At 46.3% G+C, this 16,362-nt stretch carries 18 protein-coding genes; 5 read left to right on the top strand and 13 right to left on the bottom strand.

Annotated elements, in window-relative coordinates; translation table 11 throughout:
* Positions 1–5: 5 nt before the first annotated feature.
* Complete coding sequence (locus tag SDE_RS06070; protein WP_011467639.1) at positions 6–623, bottom strand: elongation factor P hydroxylase; 618 nt, start codon at positions 621–623, stop codon at positions 6–8.
* A 204-nt stretch (positions 624–827) separates the two neighbouring features.
* Here SDE_RS06070 and SDE_RS06065 point away from each other — a divergent pair, with 204 nt between their 5' ends.
* Positions 828–1,526 (top strand): hypothetical protein, encoded by a 699-nt coding sequence (locus tag SDE_RS06065; protein ID WP_011467638.1) that lies wholly within the window; start codon positions 828–830, stop codon positions 1,524–1,526.
* 261 nt (positions 1,527–1,787) lie between these two features.
* Here SDE_RS06065 and tusA read toward each other — a convergent pair whose 3' ends face one another.
* On the bottom strand, positions 1,788–2,036 hold the full coding sequence (tusA, locus tag SDE_RS06060; protein ID WP_011467637.1) for a sulfurtransferase TusA: 249 nt from the start codon (positions 2,034–2,036) through the stop codon (positions 1,788–1,790).
* Between the two features lie 237 nt (positions 2,037–2,273).
* Here tusA and SDE_RS06055 point away from each other — a divergent pair, with 237 nt between their 5' ends.
* Positions 2,274–2,555, top strand: a complete 282-nt coding sequence (locus SDE_RS06055) for an antibiotic biosynthesis monooxygenase family protein (protein ID WP_011467636.1) — start codon at positions 2,274–2,276, stop codon at positions 2,553–2,555.
* A gap of 50 nt (positions 2,556–2,605) precedes the next feature.
* Here SDE_RS06055 and rlmM read toward each other — a convergent pair whose 3' ends face one another.
* Genes rlmM through SDE_RS06040 form a run of 3 tightly spaced genes read right to left on the bottom strand, consistent with a single transcriptional unit; the run spans position 2,606 to position 4,546 of the window.
* Entirely contained in the window at positions 2,606–3,655 is a 1,050-nt protein-coding gene (gene rlmM / locus SDE_RS06050; RefSeq protein WP_011467635.1) for a 23S rRNA (cytidine(2498)-2'-O)-methyltransferase RlmM, read from the bottom strand.
* Positions 3,652–4,308, bottom strand: a complete 657-nt coding sequence (locus SDE_RS06045) for an alpha/beta family hydrolase (RefSeq protein ID WP_011467634.1) — start codon at positions 4,306–4,308, stop codon at positions 3,652–3,654. Before SDE_RS06045 ends, rlmM begins: the two co-directional genes overlap by 4 nt.
* On the bottom strand, positions 4,298–4,546 hold the full coding sequence (locus SDE_RS06040; protein WP_011467633.1) for a YheU family protein: 249 nt from the start codon (positions 4,544–4,546) through the stop codon (positions 4,298–4,300). Before SDE_RS06040 ends, SDE_RS06045 begins: the two co-directional genes overlap by 11 nt.
* A 194-nt stretch (positions 4,547–4,740) precedes the next feature.
* On the opposite strand from SDE_RS06040, the gene SDE_RS06035 reads away from it, so the two are divergent.
* On the top strand, positions 4,741–5,277 hold the full coding sequence (locus tag SDE_RS06035) for a glycine cleavage system protein R (protein WP_011467632.1): 537 nt from the start codon (positions 4,741–4,743) through the stop codon (positions 5,275–5,277).
* Here SDE_RS06035 and SDE_RS06030 read toward each other — a convergent pair.
* Complete coding sequence (locus SDE_RS06030; RefSeq protein ID WP_011467631.1) at positions 5,274–5,756, bottom strand: DUF2721 domain-containing protein; 483 nt, start codon at positions 5,754–5,756, stop codon at positions 5,274–5,276. The genes SDE_RS06035 and SDE_RS06030 overlap by 4 nt on opposite strands.
* Positions 5,757–5,932: 176 nt before the next feature.
* On the opposite strand from SDE_RS06030, the gene SDE_RS06025 reads away from it, so the two are divergent.
* On the top strand, positions 5,933–7,624 hold the full coding sequence (locus SDE_RS06025; protein ID WP_011467630.1) for an ExeA family protein: 1,692 nt from the start codon (positions 5,933–5,935) through the stop codon (positions 7,622–7,624).
* A 15-nt stretch (positions 7,625–7,639) separates the two neighbouring features.
* On the top strand, positions 7,640–8,455 hold the full coding sequence (locus tag SDE_RS06020) for a general secretion pathway protein GspB (RefSeq protein WP_011467629.1): 816 nt from the start codon (positions 7,640–7,642) through the stop codon (positions 8,453–8,455).
* Between the two features lie 76 nt (positions 8,456–8,531).
* Here the strand turns inward: SDE_RS06020 and SDE_RS06015 are convergent, their stop codons facing one another.
* The 7 genes from SDE_RS06015 to SDE_RS05985 form a co-directional block, all read right to left on the bottom strand.
* Complete coding sequence (locus SDE_RS06015; RefSeq protein ID WP_011467628.1) at positions 8,532–13,046, bottom strand: DUF6701 domain-containing protein; 4,515 nt, start codon at positions 13,044–13,046, stop codon at positions 8,532–8,534.
* Positions 13,043–13,477, bottom strand: a complete 435-nt coding sequence (locus tag SDE_RS06010; protein WP_011467627.1) for a hypothetical protein — start codon at positions 13,475–13,477, stop codon at positions 13,043–13,045. The genes SDE_RS06015 and SDE_RS06010 overlap by 4 nt, the downstream gene beginning before the upstream one ends.
* Positions 13,474–14,322 (bottom strand): PulJ/GspJ family protein, encoded by an 849-nt coding sequence (locus tag SDE_RS06005; RefSeq protein ID WP_011467626.1) that lies wholly within the window; start codon positions 14,320–14,322, stop codon positions 13,474–13,476. Before SDE_RS06005 ends, SDE_RS06010 begins: the two co-directional genes overlap by 4 nt.
* On the bottom strand, positions 14,322–14,792 hold the full coding sequence (locus SDE_RS06000) for a hypothetical protein (RefSeq protein ID WP_011467625.1): 471 nt from the start codon (positions 14,790–14,792) through the stop codon (positions 14,322–14,324). Before SDE_RS06000 ends, SDE_RS06005 begins: the two co-directional genes overlap by 1 nt.
* A 43-nt stretch (positions 14,793–14,835) precedes the next feature.
* Complete coding sequence (locus SDE_RS21195; protein WP_011467624.1) at positions 14,836–15,276, bottom strand: pilus assembly FimT family protein; 441 nt, start codon at positions 15,274–15,276, stop codon at positions 14,836–14,838.
* 32 nt (positions 15,277–15,308) lie between these two features.
* Complete coding sequence (locus SDE_RS05990) at positions 15,309–15,689, bottom strand: type II secretion system protein (RefSeq protein WP_011467623.1); 381 nt, start codon at positions 15,687–15,689, stop codon at positions 15,309–15,311.
* Positions 15,690–15,818: 129 nt separating this feature from the next.
* The gene (locus SDE_RS05985) at positions 15,819–16,361 is read right to left on the bottom strand and encodes a prepilin-type N-terminal cleavage/methylation domain-containing protein (RefSeq protein ID WP_011467622.1); all 543 of its coding nucleotides are present in this window, start codon (positions 16,359–16,361) and stop codon (positions 15,819–15,821) included.
* Position 16,362 lies beyond the last annotated feature (1 nt).

Genomic DNA, 16,362 nt, shown 5'->3' with positions numbered 1-16,362 from the left:
GCTTGCTAGAGCGCGTCAATAACGTAATGCGCGGGGTTGAGTGTGTGCGACTGGCCGAAAGCCTGCTCTAGCGCTTCGACGAACATAGCGGGCCTCGACGGTAAACCTTCGCGACAAAACACTTGGGCTTGATCACAAATGGCTTGTTTAAAAGCCCCACTCGGCCCAAGGCCCTGGGCTAAGTTATCTGCGCTCACTCGAAACGGCTGCCCTGCTGCCACGGAGAAAATCCACTCCAAGGCTTGCGGTCGCACTTCTACCCGTTCAAATTCTTTTTGCTGGTCTTCGCTGCGGCCGTCTGGCGCATACCAGTAGCCATAATCTTCTAACTTTCTACGCTCTGCCCCAGCCACACACCAATGGGCCACTTCGTGTAATGCACTGGCGAAGTAGTCGTGGCTAAAAATAATCTTTGCGGGTTGAGATGGCGTTGCCGGAGAGTACAAAGGCTCTTGGCCGTGGGCAATAAGTTGGGTATTAAACGGCTCGAAGAATACAGCGTGAAAAACAGAAATAAGTTGCTCTAATTCTATCGGCAAAGCCATAGACGCACACACAGAGCTTGCACTGGCCGCAGAGGATTGACTGCAAGGGCTAGATGCCGGGGGAACAATTGCGTGCATAGGTGCTCTAAATATTTGTGGGGGCAAATTTTAACACACTCTTAGCTCCCCTAAAAAGGGTTAATATTCGATCAAATGTTTTTTTAATACCAGCTATTGTGTTATGAAATAACTATCTATACTGTATGTAGTGACGGTATTAAAAACACCGCTCTGTCCTAAACGATTTTCTCGACTTTCGGGATTTCAATTGGAGGTGGAACTATGAAAACCTCGAACAAAGGTCAAAACACGGATAACGTGATCGATCTTTTCTCTAGACGTCCGTACTCTTCTCTTAAAGATTCACGCTTTATTCGCCTTGCCCCTGAACTAGACGGCTTAGAAATGCTTTACTCCAATGAATCCAGTGGAGATAAATTATTTAGCCTAAAAGTTTTATGCTGGGCACTGCGAGCAAACGGGGAAGTAGTAGGCTTGGTACCTTGGCTTGACGATATTATCGCTTGCACAGATATCGCAGACCCACTAAACGGCACTTGGGAAGGTTATTACGACCCGGGTATTGATGAATTATTTTTCGAGCCACCCATTCATAAAATAGTAGAAGTAGAAACCGCGGCGGAATATTACGAATACCAATGCGAAAGCGAAAAAGACATAGTGCAAGAAATACCCGATTTAATAGGGACTCATGCTGTGTTGTCCGATAAAGGCTTTAAATCGTTGTCTTTGCAGGAAGTAGTGAGCTGGCGGCTACATGCCGACGGTACTATTTTAGGCATGCTTGTCGATGATAAAAAAATTGAAAGCACACCTATTTTGCCTGGCGATGAATGTTTATACCCTGCCCAAATCGAAACTAATTTTAGGTATTTTTTCCAACATCATATTGCCAACAAAATTAAATCGAGAGACCCAGAAGCATTGGCAGCAATATCGATGCTTGTAGAGGAATCTTAATTTATACCTAGCAACTGTTTCACCCGATGCTCCTAGAGCATCGGCAAACGCTACCCGTTGCACCTGCTAACGTATAGTTACGTTTAGCAACATATAGCAGGCACAAGCATAAACCTGCTTTTCAAATGCTGCATCCCACTTGTAGCAGCATACTCTTTTCGCCTTTTGTTGCGCTAATGGCTACAAAATAAGGCTTCGTTCCCTCTTAAAAAATCAACCTTTCTCAACGAAGCAAAACGTTTTGCTGCCGGCAATACTGGCTTACCCTTTGCGAATGTAATAAATATATAATTCGTCTTCGTGGGCGCTAGCCAACAAAGGGTGACCTAGAAACTGACAGAACTTAGGGATATCTCTCTGGGTTGATGGGTCTGTTGCTTCAACGCGTATCACATCGCCAACATCTGCATCGCGCACTGCGGTGTGCAGCAGCATAACAGGCTCTGGGCAAGTTAAACCTTTGGTATCCAAATGATGCTTAACATCGTTGATATCTATATTAGCTGTCATGCGTTAATACTACTCGCTGCAATAATTTTTTGCGTATCAAACAAAAGCCAAACACCGTAAAGGCACATACATCGCACTTTTTAGATACCTCTCGTTTAAATAATCCGCTTGGCTAGTACGCGGTGGCTAAGCTGTATGTTTTGAATTACACTCTATGCTATGCCACACGCCACGTAAAAGTAAATTCACACAGGCCTGTGGTTTATATTTTCACTCAACACATCAAAAGACACAATCATGATTCAGGTATTAATTGAACGCCATATAGCCGATGGAATGCTATCTACTTACGAAGATAGTTCGCGTCACGCACTGCAAAAAACCTACGCGGTGCCAGGCTTTATTTCTGCAGAAGCCTTTACCGATGTGCACGATCCAAACCACAAGTTTGTTTTAAGTAAATGGCGCACGGCGCAAGACTGGCACCGCTGGGCACAAAGCGAAGAGCGTCTGGAGTTAATTAACCTTATTTCCCCTGTTTTAACTCAGCCAGAAAAAGTAACGTTAATAGAAAACTAGGCGCGTTAAAAACAAAGTAACTAATGCAGCGCCCTAAATAATTGGCGCTGCTAAAACAGCACCAAATGCCCAGTTACCTCTTCTCTATCGTGGTAGAGCTGCTTGAACTTCAAGGTATATTCTATACCTGCGTTATCCAATGCTAGAGTAATAATTTCGCTGCACAGTTGCAGTTCTATATAACGCTTTTTCATCGGTAATTTTAAATTAAACACAGCCTCTTTAAACCACTTGTTCTCAGCCCAGCGTGTTATTAGCTCAGCCACGCGCGCGGGTTTATCGGCAATATCGCTTACCAACCAATGTACAGCTCGCTCTGGGGCAAAGCGAAAAGCATCTTCCATTCGATGAGTTACTTGCCCGCTAGCCATAATATTTTCTGCCATGGGGCCGTTATCTACCGCTTCCACAAACATACTTTTGTTTACTAGCTGCCATGTCCACCCGCCAGGGGCTGCGCCGAGATCGACTGCGCGCATAGATGGCGCTATGCGTTGGTCCCATTGTTCGCGGGGTATAAATTGATGCCACGCCTCTTCTAGTTTGAGTGTTGCACGGCTAGGCGCGTCTTTGGGGGCGCGCAACCGAGGAATCCCCCCTACCCACAAAGAACCGTTGCTTTGTGGAAAATACCCAATACAGGCCTGCTCGCCCGAGAAAAATAATACCTGCCCAACCCAATCGCTTTTAGCATTAAACGCACCCGCTTTTTTAAACACGGTGCGCATATGATTAGTCACTCCGCGTGTAAGCGCCACTAGGGCCTTGCCATCGTTGGTATCCAGCGTAATGGGTTCGAGCTTAGCGAGCGGAGGCAGCGCCTGTGCAGATGCCATTAATGGTGAGGCTCTGTCTTCTTTCGGCAAATCGCTGGCAATAGCCGGGGTTACAAACCAGTGCCGCACAAACACTAAATCGTCGAAACGAATGGCTTCAAACAGTGCGGTTGCACTATCTAGATCTGGCAATACAAATTCTACATAACCTGTATCTGCGTTGGTTTTTACATAACCGGCAATACCTGCGTAAGCTGCACAATCAGTTATTTCTGCGGCCACTTCTTTTTCGAAACCTTGGCGGCAAAGGCAGATTAGTATCATGATAAATTCTCGTTTACGTTCTTTATAAATTGTGCGGCTTGCTCGGCGGCGTCGGTAATACACTGCGCCTGCGTTAAACCAGAGGCTTTGAGGGGCTTAAAGTCATGATCGGCGGTTTGCAGCCAATGCACATTCACGGAAGCAGCAAGTGCGTAGGTTTGAACATCTTCAGGTTTGCCAAACGGGTCGCGCGTGCCTTGTATTATTTGGACTGGCACATTTAAATCGGCCAAGTGATCCACTCGGTTACCTGCGGGTTTACCTGGGGCGTGAAATGGGTAACCAAACCCTAATGCGCCAAGCACAGGCTGCTGCGCTGCGGTCATAGTGCCAATACGTCCTCCCATAGATTTACCACCTATAAAAAGAGGACAATCTAAATGGCGAGTAACTAGCTGTATTTGTTCGCGGAAAAAGTCGATAAGCGTATCGGCTTTCGGTGCCGGCCGTTTACTGCCCCCGATGCGGCGCTGTGCCATGTAGGGAAACTCAAACCGCACAACGCTAACACCCTGTTGCACTAGCTCGCGCGCTAACACTTCCATAAACGGTGAATCCATTGGCGCACCAGCCCCATGTGCCAATAGCAATACTGGCGCCTGTGGCTGTGCGGCATTCACCAAAAAACGTTCAGGCAGGGGGTTAATAATCATCGACTTGGCGGGGCTTTTCCATTTTTAAGTAATCTTCCTTACTCATTAAGCTTACCGATTCCGTTTCTGTATCAAAAACGATCAAAATAGAGCCTGCAATCACTTTTGGCCACAGCTGCTCCACTTTCTCTTCTAAACTGTATTCATGTTCTCCGTAATCTGTGCCTTCGCGATTAATAAACGACTCTATTACCGAGCGCAGCACTTCCTGAGTTAAGCGTTCAGGAGGAATTATCATAAAGGAGACCCAAATTGCGAATGAAGGATTGCAATATACGTTGTCGCACCGCCCGCCTCAAGCAAAGGCGACAATCTCTGGCCCTCTAAATAGGTAAACACAGTGCTAGCAGAGTTTAGCGACTTAGTATTAAGATAAAACCAAATCGCGCCACCAAATGCGCACAGAATAACCAATAAGTTTCGAGGGACGCTATGTTAACCAACCTAATACTGACCGTGATTAGCCCAGATAAACCCGGCGTCGTTGAAGCGATAGCTAAATGCGTATCGGAAAAAGACGGCAACTGGCTAGAAAGCCGCTTTGCACACTTAGCGGGCAAATTTGCCGGTGTAGTAAAAGTGCAAATCGCCGACGATAAACAAGCCGACCTCACCGCAGCCCTTAATGCGCTAGCCACCAAAGGTATTCGCGTTGAGACTGAAACGCTTGTAGATACTGTTAAAACAGAAAAAGCCCCAACACAAAGCGCCAGCTTTCACGCTGTAGGCCCAGACAGACAAGGCATTGTACGCGAAATATCGCAGGCCTTTGTGGAATACAATATCAATATTGAAGAGATAAGCACCCAACTTTCGTCTATGCCCTACAGTGGTGAGCCAATTTTTGAAGCAGAGGGTGAAATTACCGTACCTACCGGTGTAGATTTAAATGTGCTTCACGAAAAGCTCGCCCGCATTGCCGACCAGCTAGGTATTGATATTAGCCTAGAAACAGATGCAATAGTCTAAACCACCGGGGGAGATTCATCATCTCTCTCGCGGTTTTCTGTGCCGCCGCTTGGCCGCTGCCCCGCACCAACTTGTGCTGCAACCTCTTCACTAGCCACTACCGCAAGCATATTTTCTATTTCCATATTAATAGCTTGAGTAGAAATATGAACTTCGTACAGCGAGCACAGAAGTGAAACCAGTAAAAATAATAAGCTGCAGCCAAACAAAAGTTTTCCCCCCACCACCCAATCTAAATACAGGGCAAACATCGACAGGGTACACATCACAAACGACAACACGCCAAACACCTGCATGGAACGAATTACCTGCAAGCGTATTCTAAAGTTGTTCACCTGCCGCCGAATAAGGTCTTTAGATACATCGCCAGACCGACTAAATTGTCGAATAACATTGGTTAGTGTCACAAACCGGTTGGTATATGCCAACATTAGCAGCGAAATGGCAGGGAATAACAAACTGGGTGTAGCAATCGACATATCCAATTTAACGGGTCTCCACGCGAAAATGTTACACTTGGCCGAATTCAGAGTATGATTCTGCCTCGGCGCTGAAAATAGGCGCAAGCATAGGATACAAACTATAGCCGCTCGCCGCCCTAGGCGCGACACATGCAGAATAATAAACCCAACGCACGATTGTTTTAGAGCAGACTATGTACCAAACCTACTTTGGGCTAAAAGAACACGCCTTTACCATTGCCGTCGATCCTCGCTACCTCTACATGAGCCGCCAGCATCAGGAGGCGCTTGCACACTTGTTGTACGGCGTTCAGGGCGGTGGGTTTGTTTTACTTTCTGGCGAGGTGGGTACAGGTAAAACCACAATCATTAAGCGCCTACTAGAGCAGCTACCCGAAAACACAGACATAGCCATTATTCTTAACCCTATGTCTAACGTGGTTGAGCTATTAACAACTATTTGTGAGGAGTTTCAGCTTTCTTACATAGGCGACGAACAAGGTGTTAAAACGCTAACCGACACCTTGCACCACTTTTTACTTACAAACCACAGCCAAGGTCGCAATACTGTTTTGCTGGTGGATGAAGCACAACTTCTAGCCCCAGAAGTGCTCGAACAATTGCGCCTGCTAACTAACCTAGAAACCAATGCCAAAAAACTGCTACAAATAGTATTGGTGGGCCAACCAGAATTAAACACCCTGCTCTCGCAACCGCGATTAAGGCAGCTTTCCCAGCGAATTACTGCGCGCTTTCACCTAAAGCCCCTATCGCTGGAAGAAACCCACGCCTATATTCATCACCGCTTAGATGTGGCAGGCATGCCCAGTGATCGCAACCCCTTTACCCCGCGAGCAATAAAACGCATTCATCACTTTACCGGCGGTATCCCGCGCAGAATAAATGTGTTGTGTGAAAGGCTATTGATAGGTGCCTATGGCCACAACAAGCCCAAAATAGATAACCAAATTTTAAAACTTGCCGAAAGCGAAGTTATCGATAACCTGGGCGAACCCAAACCAAGCACGCCACCCACCACGTGGATTATAGCGGCTGGCGTAGGCGCGGTGAGTGTAACCCTAACTGCATTTTTTATGTGGCTGTACGCAAGCACTGGCAATCCTGCCCCTGTTGCACAAGTAGTGCAAGCCGCACCAGCCACTGCCACTGCGCCTACTATTGCACCTATAACCACATCGGTGCCGCAGCCAGAATCACAAACATCAACGCCGACTATTGCTGAAGCAAACAATATTGTTATTACTTCGCCCGCAGCACAAACAGACCATTTAATTGCTAACGCGTTAAGCGCTCAAACACGCTTGCTTGAATATTTAAATATAGAAATAAGTAGCGATAATCACCCCTGCTGGCAAGAAGACAGCCAAATACAATGCAATAAAGTAAAAATTGATAGCTGGGACGAGTTGCGAGAAATAAATCGCCCTGCCGTACTTACCCTCACCACGCCGGATAAATTTCGCGCCTATACCGTACTTATTGGGATTAACGCCACCGATGCGCGAGTACTTAGCGGGGAAAACGACCAACAAACAACCAAAGTTGTTGCCCTTAGTGAACTGGGCCCGGCTTGGAGCGGAGAAATCTTTTACCTTTGGCACCCCCCCAAAGGGTTTACAGAAGCTTTAATTCAAGGGCAGCGCAGCCCTGCCATTACATGGTTAGCGCAAAAGTTTGCCGAGCTGGATGGCAGAGAGAAACCGCTAACGAACGATCACTTTAGTGCGGCGCTGGCAAAGCGAGTTAAAATATTTCAGCGCAACAATGGCCTAACCCCCGACGGGATAGTAGGCGAACAAACCCTTTTAAAATTAAACGAAAAACTGGGCATAGATACCCCGTTACAACCCGTTTACGCTAATTAAGTATTGTAAAACCCTATGTCGTTAATTTTAGATGCACTAAAAAAAGCGGACGAAGACCGCCCCGAAACTGCCAACACGGTAATGGTGCAGCCAGAGCTACCGGTTAGCTTTCCTCCACCAGAAAAAAATACACCACCGTATATATGGGTTGGTGCTGTTGCTGGCTGCTTTGTGCTGGCAATAATTTTATTTTTAATAATGGGTGGCGATAAACAAACGCCAACCACCAATTACCAGCAACCGTCAAATACAATTACAGAACCTGCAACCTCCGTTATTGAACCAGCGAACCCCATTCAACAGGCAACCAAACCCGAGCCTGTAATCGCGGTAGACCCAACAGCAATAGATGCGCTTTATGAAGAAAAGCCCGCTTCTCTCAAAAAATCTGAAATAGACTCGCTGTACGGCCAAGCAGAAAATGAAGTAAAAACTGAAACCAAAACTGTTGCCACCAAAGCGCAACCCGAGCAGGTAACAACTAAACCCAAGGCAGAAATAGCCAAAGAGTCGCAAGAGCCGGTTGCACAAACCACTCAGGCCCCAAAAACCGCACAGGAATATTTAACACTTGCAGACTACCCAGGTGTTAAAAATATTCGCGACTTACCTGCGAATATTCAACTAAGCATACCTACACTTATGTACACCGATCATATTTACGCAGAATCCGCATTAGATATTATTATGCTAAATAGAATGCCGTTGAGAAATAACGACATCTCACCCGAGGGTGTAAGAGTGGAGCGCATTGTAGAGGACGGAGCCATTCTGGTTTACAAAGGCTATAGGTTTAAAATATTTGCTCTAAATAGCTGGGTAAATTTATAGGAAACTCTGATTAACCCCCATTGCTTTTGGCCACGCCCTACGGGGCTTTCAGGCTTTACACAACAGTTGTTACTAGCTATTGCCCTAGCACCTCTCGCCAATAAATAATTCTATCGTGACCGCGATAACTGCCAAAGCTAAATTGCGCCGCAGGCAATGCGGTGTCATTACTGTAATCGCCATCTTGATTCCAATCGAACAACAGCCACGGGTAGTTTGTTAAATCTATATCTACTTTAAAATTACCGGTGTTTCCTGCACCTGGGGCCGACAACGACGCCCCAGCATCGCCGTTGGTAAAGCCAACATAGGTTAAACCAGAATAAGGGAAACTTGCCGAGCTTGTGCCCCCGCCAACCGTAACGGTTTTATTAGCCACTGAATCTATTGTGCCGTTGGGGAACGCGATATCGGCATTAGATATTTGCGTACAGCTATCTGCAATATTGTTTACCCAGTTTGTTCCGTTCCAATATTCTGTGCGCATATCCATTGCCAAGGGCGCGGTTTCTGGCCCAAACGCATCGGCCAATATCAGCCTGCCAAAACGCACTTCCATTTCGCTGCCAAGAGCAACGGCACTGCAGTTGCCCGCAACCGTACAATCGCCACTTGCGCCCGCATGGGTGTCGTAGGCAGTAAAAGACCGGCCATCAGTATCGTTTATGGCTACACCAAGCTGTAATAGAGTGAGCGGCGCTTCTAACACGATTGTGCGGTTAAACGCAGCAGTGGTTGTATTTAAATTGTAAACGCCACTCGCCCAACTGGAACTGCTAATTGCTAAACGTGAGGCGAGGTTGGTGCCGCTATCGGCATTTTCCGCTGAATGCGTAAAACTTGCTAAGGGCTCATAACCGAGAGCTGAATCGTAATTTGTAACTGCAGCACCACCAACAGCATTTGCTTGTACTTGATATTGCACACCTATAGCTGGCTGGCTCATATAGCTGAACGCTCCACAAGCTTCGGTGACATTACTGCTATTTAAAGAAAAACTATCGGGATAAAAGCGACCAATTGTATTGCTTGTAGAAATAGCGGCGAGATCGCCAGCACCTAAATAATCGTCGTCGGCTAAGCGTGCATCTAAAGTGATACCGCCTACTTCATTCCAAGCTAAGCTCGCATTTTGAAACCTGCCATTTACCCCGCCCACTGGAGAGAAGTTATTAGGGCTTGTTAAGCTGCCAACGTTACCCGTGCTGGGGTAAACCAAGCTATTAAATTCTACGCGCACTGATTCGGCTGTCGACTCTTGGCCAAAATTGGGCGTTATATTGTTTAGCGCATTGCGCGACTCGACAAGCACAGTAAAGGCTTCGCCCGCGGCAACAAAACCTGTGCCACCATTTGCAGCTTGCGGGTTAGTAGTACCCCCGCTGCTTTCTATAGTTTGGAATGCCATGGTGTAGGGCTTAACAATAAAATTATTACCTGTGCCTTCAAGCGTGATTGCAGGTTCGTTGCCCTGCGCGGGAATATCCACCTGGCCATGCAAACGCACTTGCCCAACATCGGAGTATTGCAGTGGCAAGCTGCTATAGCCTTGCCCGTTAAAATCCATTGTTACCGTTGTATAAGCTATCGCAGCACCACTATTGTTAGCCTGTGCATTATCGCCATCTAAACTTAGTGTTTGCCCAGCAACACAATTGCTTGGGTTTAAACATTCAAACGCTAGGCGCCCGGTAAAACTGCTATTCGCAATACGCGCGACACACGCGCCGGTATCGTCCGTCTCTACCGCTCGCACAACCACGTTATTATCGGTAACACCTGCAATTTGGTTGGGTACAACACTGTTCGAAGTATCGCCGTAAAACCGCAATAGAGATTCAACAAACGTTATATCGGGGTCGAGGCTTGCAGATTCAGTACTCGTACCGTCTGTTACATTTACGCTAATGGTAGCTGGCGTTATTTGGCGAAGGTAGGCGGTAAAATTACTTTCTGTACCAGTGAAAGTATACGTATTGCTTGGCGACCAAGTGCCATCGCCAATGCTATCGGAAAGCGTTACGCTGGTACCCGAAACAGGTATAAACGGATTATTTGCAGCATCGTACGCAGTAATAGTTACCGCTTCGGCTTCGCAGGTGATGCCTGTGCCAGCGTGGCTTATACCGTAGTGATCTGGCATATCGGGGGCACAATAATAACTACCCTCGCCAAGCGTAGGGCTGGTACCAGCCGGTAATATTACGAAGCTGCCACCAGATGGTGTTTGCCAGCGTAACCGCGCTGTTGCGTAACCTCCATTTTCGTAAAACTGCATTTGAATAGGATAGGTCTCACCAGCTTCGAGAGAAATGCCAGAACTGGTATCGGTAACCACTGCATGGTCGCTCCAATTATTAATTAATAATTGGCCGCCCACCCACAAGCGCACGCCGTCATCAGAATCTGTTTGAAAAGAATAGTAACCTGTTTCTTCTACGCGAATATAACCGTTCCAATCTACCGAAAATTGATTGGCATTCACACCCGTCACACCTGGGGGGCCTGTGCCCCAATCGTAATCCACCGTGGCATCCACTCTGGTGCCAATCACTCCGCCAGTAAAATCTACTGTATTGTAATACTCGCCTTCTAAACCTGGTGTAGGTATTCCACCTGCTGTACACATTGCTTCTGGCGGCACAGGTGTTGGGCAACTGTATATTCCACTACTTAAAATTGGCGTATTGCCGCCAGTAATAGCGCTATACCCCCCGCTAGAGGGCGTTTGCCAACGCAGCCTTATTACGGCGCCGCCACCGTTCTCATAATATTGCAGCGTAACTGGATACGCTTGCCCCGCCGTTAACGTAACCCCTGTGGATATATTTACGGTAGGCGAATGATTCGTCCAGTTATCTATTACTAAATTGCCATCCACCCACAAACGCACACCGTCGTCCGACTCTGTTTGAAAAAAATATGTACCTGTTTCTTCGGCTCGTACATACCCGTTCCAATCGATAGAAAAATTATCGCTGCCTATGCCGGTTACACCAGGAGATCCACTCCCCCAGTTAAAGTCGATGGTTGTGTCGGTGCGCGTGCTGGGAATGCCGGTTAAATTAGTCGAGTTGTAATACTCGCCATACAAACCAGATGCAGGAGCATCACTTGCGCACATTACCGTTGGGCACACGTGGGTTTGCGCCATAATGGTTGTTACTTCTGTATCGCTTAATACGCCGGAATATACCTGTACTTCATCAACTGAGCCTGCAAAATATATTGGGGTTGTATTCGTACCAACCACCTCAACACGCCCAATACTAGAATAACTATTACTAATTATTTGTGTGGCGATTACACCACTATTTTCCAATACACCATCCACATAAATTTTAAACTGGCCTGCGGATGTATCTCGCACGAGTACAATGTGGTGCCAAACCCCATCATTTATAGCACTAGTAGATTTAGCAGTATTAGCATTACCCACAGCCAACCCTATAAGGCCATTGTTATCAATCCAGCCCCAAAAAATATCATCGACTCCGCCGTTTTCCTCTACGCCGGTTATTGCAGGCGAACTCCACGCATTTGTGGTACCCACTTCGGTTGTTTTTACCCAAAACGCAAGGCTCGCTGTACCGTTTAACGTAGCAGATAAATTAGGCATGTTTGCATAGTGAGAAGCGCCATCAAACTCACCATAATAACACGTGCCGGGGTCGGCATTTATGGCAGGCGTAACCGTACTTGTAGAGAGCGAATTTTGCGCAGTACCGTGATTACCATTGCCAGAGGCATCAATTATTTCACTAGCCGTGCCAAACCAAGCGTATTCATCAAACTGCCAGTAAGATACTAACGTTGCCGTGGAGCTTGGTGTTGAGGTACATAAAGAATCGAAATTGGTATTGGCGACCGCAGAAGAGTTGTAAGTAATAAAACTTGCGCTGTTTAAGGTGATATTTGCACGTGCGGTTAAGGCTCCTGTTAGGTGAGCACCATTTTGCAATGTAACATTGCCGCGAGAATACACTACCCCTTTTAAAACGGAGTTTGACTGCATGGTTACCGTGTTGCGCGTAAAAAGAAACACATAGCGGTCACCGTTAGCGTTATTTATTTTCGCTTCAGAACTTAGCGTTACAGTGCCTCTTACATAAATAACCACTGTTCCCGCAGAATTAACCACTATTTCGCTTAGGTACTGGAGATCGACAGAACCGCGGAATGTGTAAACGCCAGGGTTCATAGAGAGGGAGGATTCACTGGCTAAAGTTAAATTATTGTAATCGCCCGCAGATATAGTGCCAACCTGCTGATACCCCAAAGTAACATCTGGCCGCCCACTGACAAAACTATTGTAATCTATCTCCTCCGCATAATTTCCGGAGGCACTACAAGCACTAGAATCACAACTTGTACCTGGGTTGCCATTATCCACAAGGCCATTCGTTTGTAATATATTATCTGGGCTAGAAAATATTTTAGAATTCCACTGAAACGTAATCGTGTTTCCATTTTGGATGGACGAGGCTCCATCTGGAAATACATCATCGCAAGCGGGCTGTGCAGCAACATGTATTGCAAACCAACACGAAAAGAACAAACAGTATTTAATAGCTAGGCGTTGAACGCTCATTGGAAAAATGCCGAAACAGATATGGTGCGCTGCGCAAATAAATCCCCCGCGCCACAATTAGCACTACTTGTAACAGAATAAAAGCTGGTGGTATTAGCGGCGTCGTTAGATACCGAGCAAGTAAGCGATGCCGAGCACACAGCCAAACCAACCGCACTAAAATTTAAGCTCGTACCCGATAAAGCTGCGCAGTTAGCATCAGCACTGGTGCGGCTGGTAACATCAAACATTAGCTGATTCATTGCATATTGGGCCCCAGATTCCGCCGCGTAAAAAGCCTGCAAGCTTAACCCCTCTTGCACGCTGCTATTGCCAGAATTCGACGCCATATGGCTTATGGCAAGTGCCATCATGGCAACCCCTACAACTAACACCGCAGCAAGAGGCATCAAAAAGCCTTTGCTTCTTTCGCGCAAGTTAATGTGCATCACGGTACGTTCCTCACCACGACTTGATGATTCAACGTTACTTGCTCGTCGTTTTGCACAAACACTAACGAGAACAATACAGCAGTATTTCTATCTTCACTTCCGGGCGACAAACTAAAAACCGTGCCCGGTGAATTAACGTTTAACGCCATGATGTCGGTGCTGGCACCCGCGGGGGCGGAATCAGACATTGCACTTGTATCTAAGCCGTAGCCACTGTAGCGCACAATACTATTGGCACTAAAACAAAAACGAACGGGGTTATCGGCAATATACACGCGCTTATTAATTGAGTTGCGATTAAACCTGTGGCTAGCGGATAACGAAATACTGGTATGCGGCCCACCGGTTACCGACGCTATACTCACTCTGCCTGCGGGCACCGCTGTAGTATAAATTTCTGCGTTAGTTAACGCCCCAACAAATGCATGAATACCCGTTCCCATTTCCACTAGAAATGGCGCTGTAGTAATACTCGATACCAAAGGAGCATTATTTTCACTGTCGGGCAGTTCGCCAATATAATTCGCCCCCGCCACAGAAGGAAAAAACTCCACACAGTTACCGCTTGCACTTACTCTTAGGCTATTGGGTACAGCTATGCGCAACTGCCTTGAAATTTGTTCGGTAACTACACGCCCTTTGGCAATTAATTTAGCGCGCATTTGCGCCTTGTGGTAACTATCTGAAATACTAATTAAAAAGCCCGAGCCCAAAGCGGAAACTATACCTAAAATAACGATTACTGCAATTAACTCAACCAAAGTAAAGCCCATGGCTTTACCCCGCAGGCTACGCGAACGCCCCCCTCCGCTATGGCGGCTTGTATGGCCCAAATAGCCCAGCATTAAAAATTCACCTTATAGGCACTCAGTACAACGCTATTGCCGCCGGGCATAAGCGCGGTAACGGTAATACGCCGTGCGCGCGTATTTACCAAGCCTAGCTCACTACCGGCATTCACCACACTTACACTCACGGTGTAGTTTGTTTCGCTGGCATCTACAAAGCCGTTGTAATCGCCCACGTCATCGTAATCGGCATCGGGGCTAATCCCTGCGCACGCAACGCCGGTAGACGAGTCGCAAGCAGGCACGCCACCTGTGGGCGTATTTTCATCAAATTTACGTGCGAGTATTTCATCCATTTGTGCCTGTGCTTTTTCTAGCGCACGAATTTGCACAACGGGGTCGACACTGGAAACTACGGCTTGGGTGTACACACGAATAAGCGCCACGAGGGCAATACTTACCACCACCAAAAAAACAACGGTTTCGATAAGAGTAACGCCAGACTGGAATCGCTTAAAAATAAACATGGCTAGCCATTGTTATTAATGGAATAGATGCCTAACAGTATAGTTAATAGATATAGCCTGTGGCGGTTACATTCACATTAACATTGCTAGAACCAGCCGTAACTACGACTACGGCCGACGATGTGTGACCTAATCGATCAAAATCGAAACTTGCGGATGAAAGGGTTGCCGCCGCAGCAAGCGTAAGGGGGTAATTTTGCCCTGCAATGGTCACACTAGTGTCGGGCACGCCATCGTTATCAGTATCTTGTAATATATCTATTTGAGACCCTGACGTAGTTAGCCTAACCGCAGCCGTTCGTACCATTGCAAGTTGCTGGGCAGATTGAAAAGCCGTAACCAATTGATCACGGGCACCTTGTAACTGATAGGAACTAGCGGGAATTAACCGTTGAACGACGGTAACAGAAAGTGCGGCAATCACGACGATTACCGCAATAAGTTCGACCAATGTAAAGCCGGTATTATTTGGCTTACACCTCATTCTCTTACTAAGCGCGCCTCTTTCATATGCGACTATCGCGTTCCAATAACATTAAATGGGTAGCTTGTTGAGTTATAAACAAGGTTACAACTCACTGTCGCCTTATCGGCAACTGCGGCTGCTGTAATGGTGTAACCAGTAGGTAACCCACCTGTTAGTAGTAATGCGCCATCTTCGCAGTCATCAATCACTTCAAACGTTTCACTGGTGAGACTTGCCTCTACAGCAATATCCACTGCGTGGTTTAACGCGCTGGAGCTTTCGATACTGCCAGCAATATTCCTAGCCGTAGCGGTTTCCGCTGCGTCTGATAAGTCCACAAATTTTGGTACTGCTGTGGCAGCCAAAATCCCTAATATTACAATAACTGCAATTAACTCAATTAGTGTAAAGCCTGATTGTTTCTTAACCATTTAGGTTTCTCCAAAAAGTTTCTGTGTGATATCGGGTAAACCTGCCTTATCACCGCCGTAAAATTGTCATCCCAACGCTTACTTGTTTCGACCTTAAAAAACCGCCATTTTATTGGCAAGAACACCTCTTTAAGGGTGCGAAACAACAATATTTCCTGTACTTAAATCATAGTCAAAGAAATAGGTTCCTTCCTGTTTTCTTACTAATTCATATCGGCAAATACGTGCATTTATTGAAGAAATTTTAAAATCTGGCTTATTTTTTTGATCGATATAACCAATAGCACTTGAAGGCGCATTTTTAAAAATCATATCCCATAGTTGTTTGCACTCTTCCGGGGTTTGGTTGTAGTACTTTGGTGACATTGTTCTGTTTGTATTGGCTGGCCAACCGAATTCATTAACATAGATACGACTATTTTTATCGCCACCGTACTCAACGTATCCTTTGTTATCTATTTTACTTTGCGCGTTAATAGTTGAAACGGCCCGGGAAAAAGTGGACGCCTGATATTCAATCATTTTTTCAGCGGCGTTAGCCATTTGCGGAGAATATTTGTCATAACCCAAATATATAAGAAGTGAAATAATTATAATAACAAGTAAAAGTTCAAATAAACTAAACCCTCGCTGCTTACAAGTACCTTCGACAGTAAACTTAGCATGTTTCATT

Source organism: Saccharophagus degradans 2-40 (genome assembly GCF_000013665.1).
GTDB classification, from domain to species: domain Bacteria; phylum Pseudomonadota; class Gammaproteobacteria; order Pseudomonadales; family Cellvibrionaceae; genus Saccharophagus; species Saccharophagus degradans.
Note: the sequence above shows the minus strand (reverse complement) of the source record. Positions and strands in the feature narration are given on the sequence as shown.

What these genes read in the sequence shown, in the direction of transcription:
- SDE_RS06070 (WP_011467639.1), bottom strand. Translation starts at nt 623, where the DNA reads ATGCACGCAATTGTTCCCCCGGCATCTAGCCCTTGCAGTCAATCCTCT.
- SDE_RS06065 (WP_011467638.1), top strand. Translation starts at nt 828, where the DNA reads ATGAAAACCTCGAACAAAGGTCAAAACACGGATAACGTGATCGATCTT.
- tusA (WP_011467637.1), bottom strand. Translation starts at nt 2,036, where the DNA reads ATGACAGCTAATATAGATATCAACGATGTTAAGCATCATTTGGATACC.
- SDE_RS06055 (WP_011467636.1), top strand. Translation starts at nt 2,274, where the DNA reads ATGATTCAGGTATTAATTGAACGCCATATAGCCGATGGAATGCTATCT.
- rlmM (WP_011467635.1), bottom strand. Translation starts at nt 3,655, where the DNA reads ATGATACTAATCTGCCTTTGCCGCCAAGGTTTCGAAAAAGAAGTGGCC.
- SDE_RS06045 (WP_011467634.1), bottom strand. Translation starts at nt 4,308, where the DNA reads ATGATTATTAACCCCCTGCCTGAACGTTTTTTGGTGAATGCCGCACAG.
- SDE_RS06040 (WP_011467633.1), bottom strand. Translation starts at nt 4,546, where the DNA reads ATGATAATTCCTCCTGAACGCTTAACTCAGGAAGTGCTGCGCTCGGTA.
- SDE_RS06035 (WP_011467632.1), top strand. Translation starts at nt 4,741, where the DNA reads ATGTTAACCAACCTAATACTGACCGTGATTAGCCCAGATAAACCCGGC.
- SDE_RS06030 (WP_011467631.1), bottom strand. Translation starts at nt 5,756, where the DNA reads ATGTCGATTGCTACACCCAGTTTGTTATTCCCTGCCATTTCGCTGCTA.
- SDE_RS06025 (WP_011467630.1), top strand. Translation starts at nt 5,933, where the DNA reads ATGTACCAAACCTACTTTGGGCTAAAAGAACACGCCTTTACCATTGCC.
- SDE_RS06020 (WP_011467629.1), top strand. Translation starts at nt 7,640, where the DNA reads ATGTCGTTAATTTTAGATGCACTAAAAAAAGCGGACGAAGACCGCCCC.
- SDE_RS06015 (WP_011467628.1), bottom strand. Translation starts at nt 13,046, where the DNA reads ATGAGCGTTCAACGCCTAGCTATTAAATACTGTTTGTTCTTTTCGTGT.
- SDE_RS06005 (WP_011467626.1), bottom strand. Translation starts at nt 14,322, where the DNA reads ATGCTGGGCTATTTGGGCCATACAAGCCGCCATAGCGGAGGGGGGCGT.
- SDE_RS06000 (WP_011467625.1), bottom strand. Translation starts at nt 14,792, where the DNA reads ATGTTTATTTTTAAGCGATTCCAGTCTGGCGTTACTCTTATCGAAACC.
- SDE_RS21195 (WP_011467624.1), bottom strand. Translation starts at nt 15,276, where the DNA reads ATGAGGTGTAAGCCAAATAATACCGGCTTTACATTGGTCGAACTTATT.
- SDE_RS05990 (WP_011467623.1), bottom strand. Translation starts at nt 15,689, where the DNA reads ATGGTTAAGAAACAATCAGGCTTTACACTAATTGAGTTAATTGCAGTT.
- SDE_RS05985 (WP_011467622.1), bottom strand. Translation starts at nt 16,361, where the DNA reads ATGAAACATGCTAAGTTTACTGTCGAAGGTACTTGTAAGCAGCGAGGG.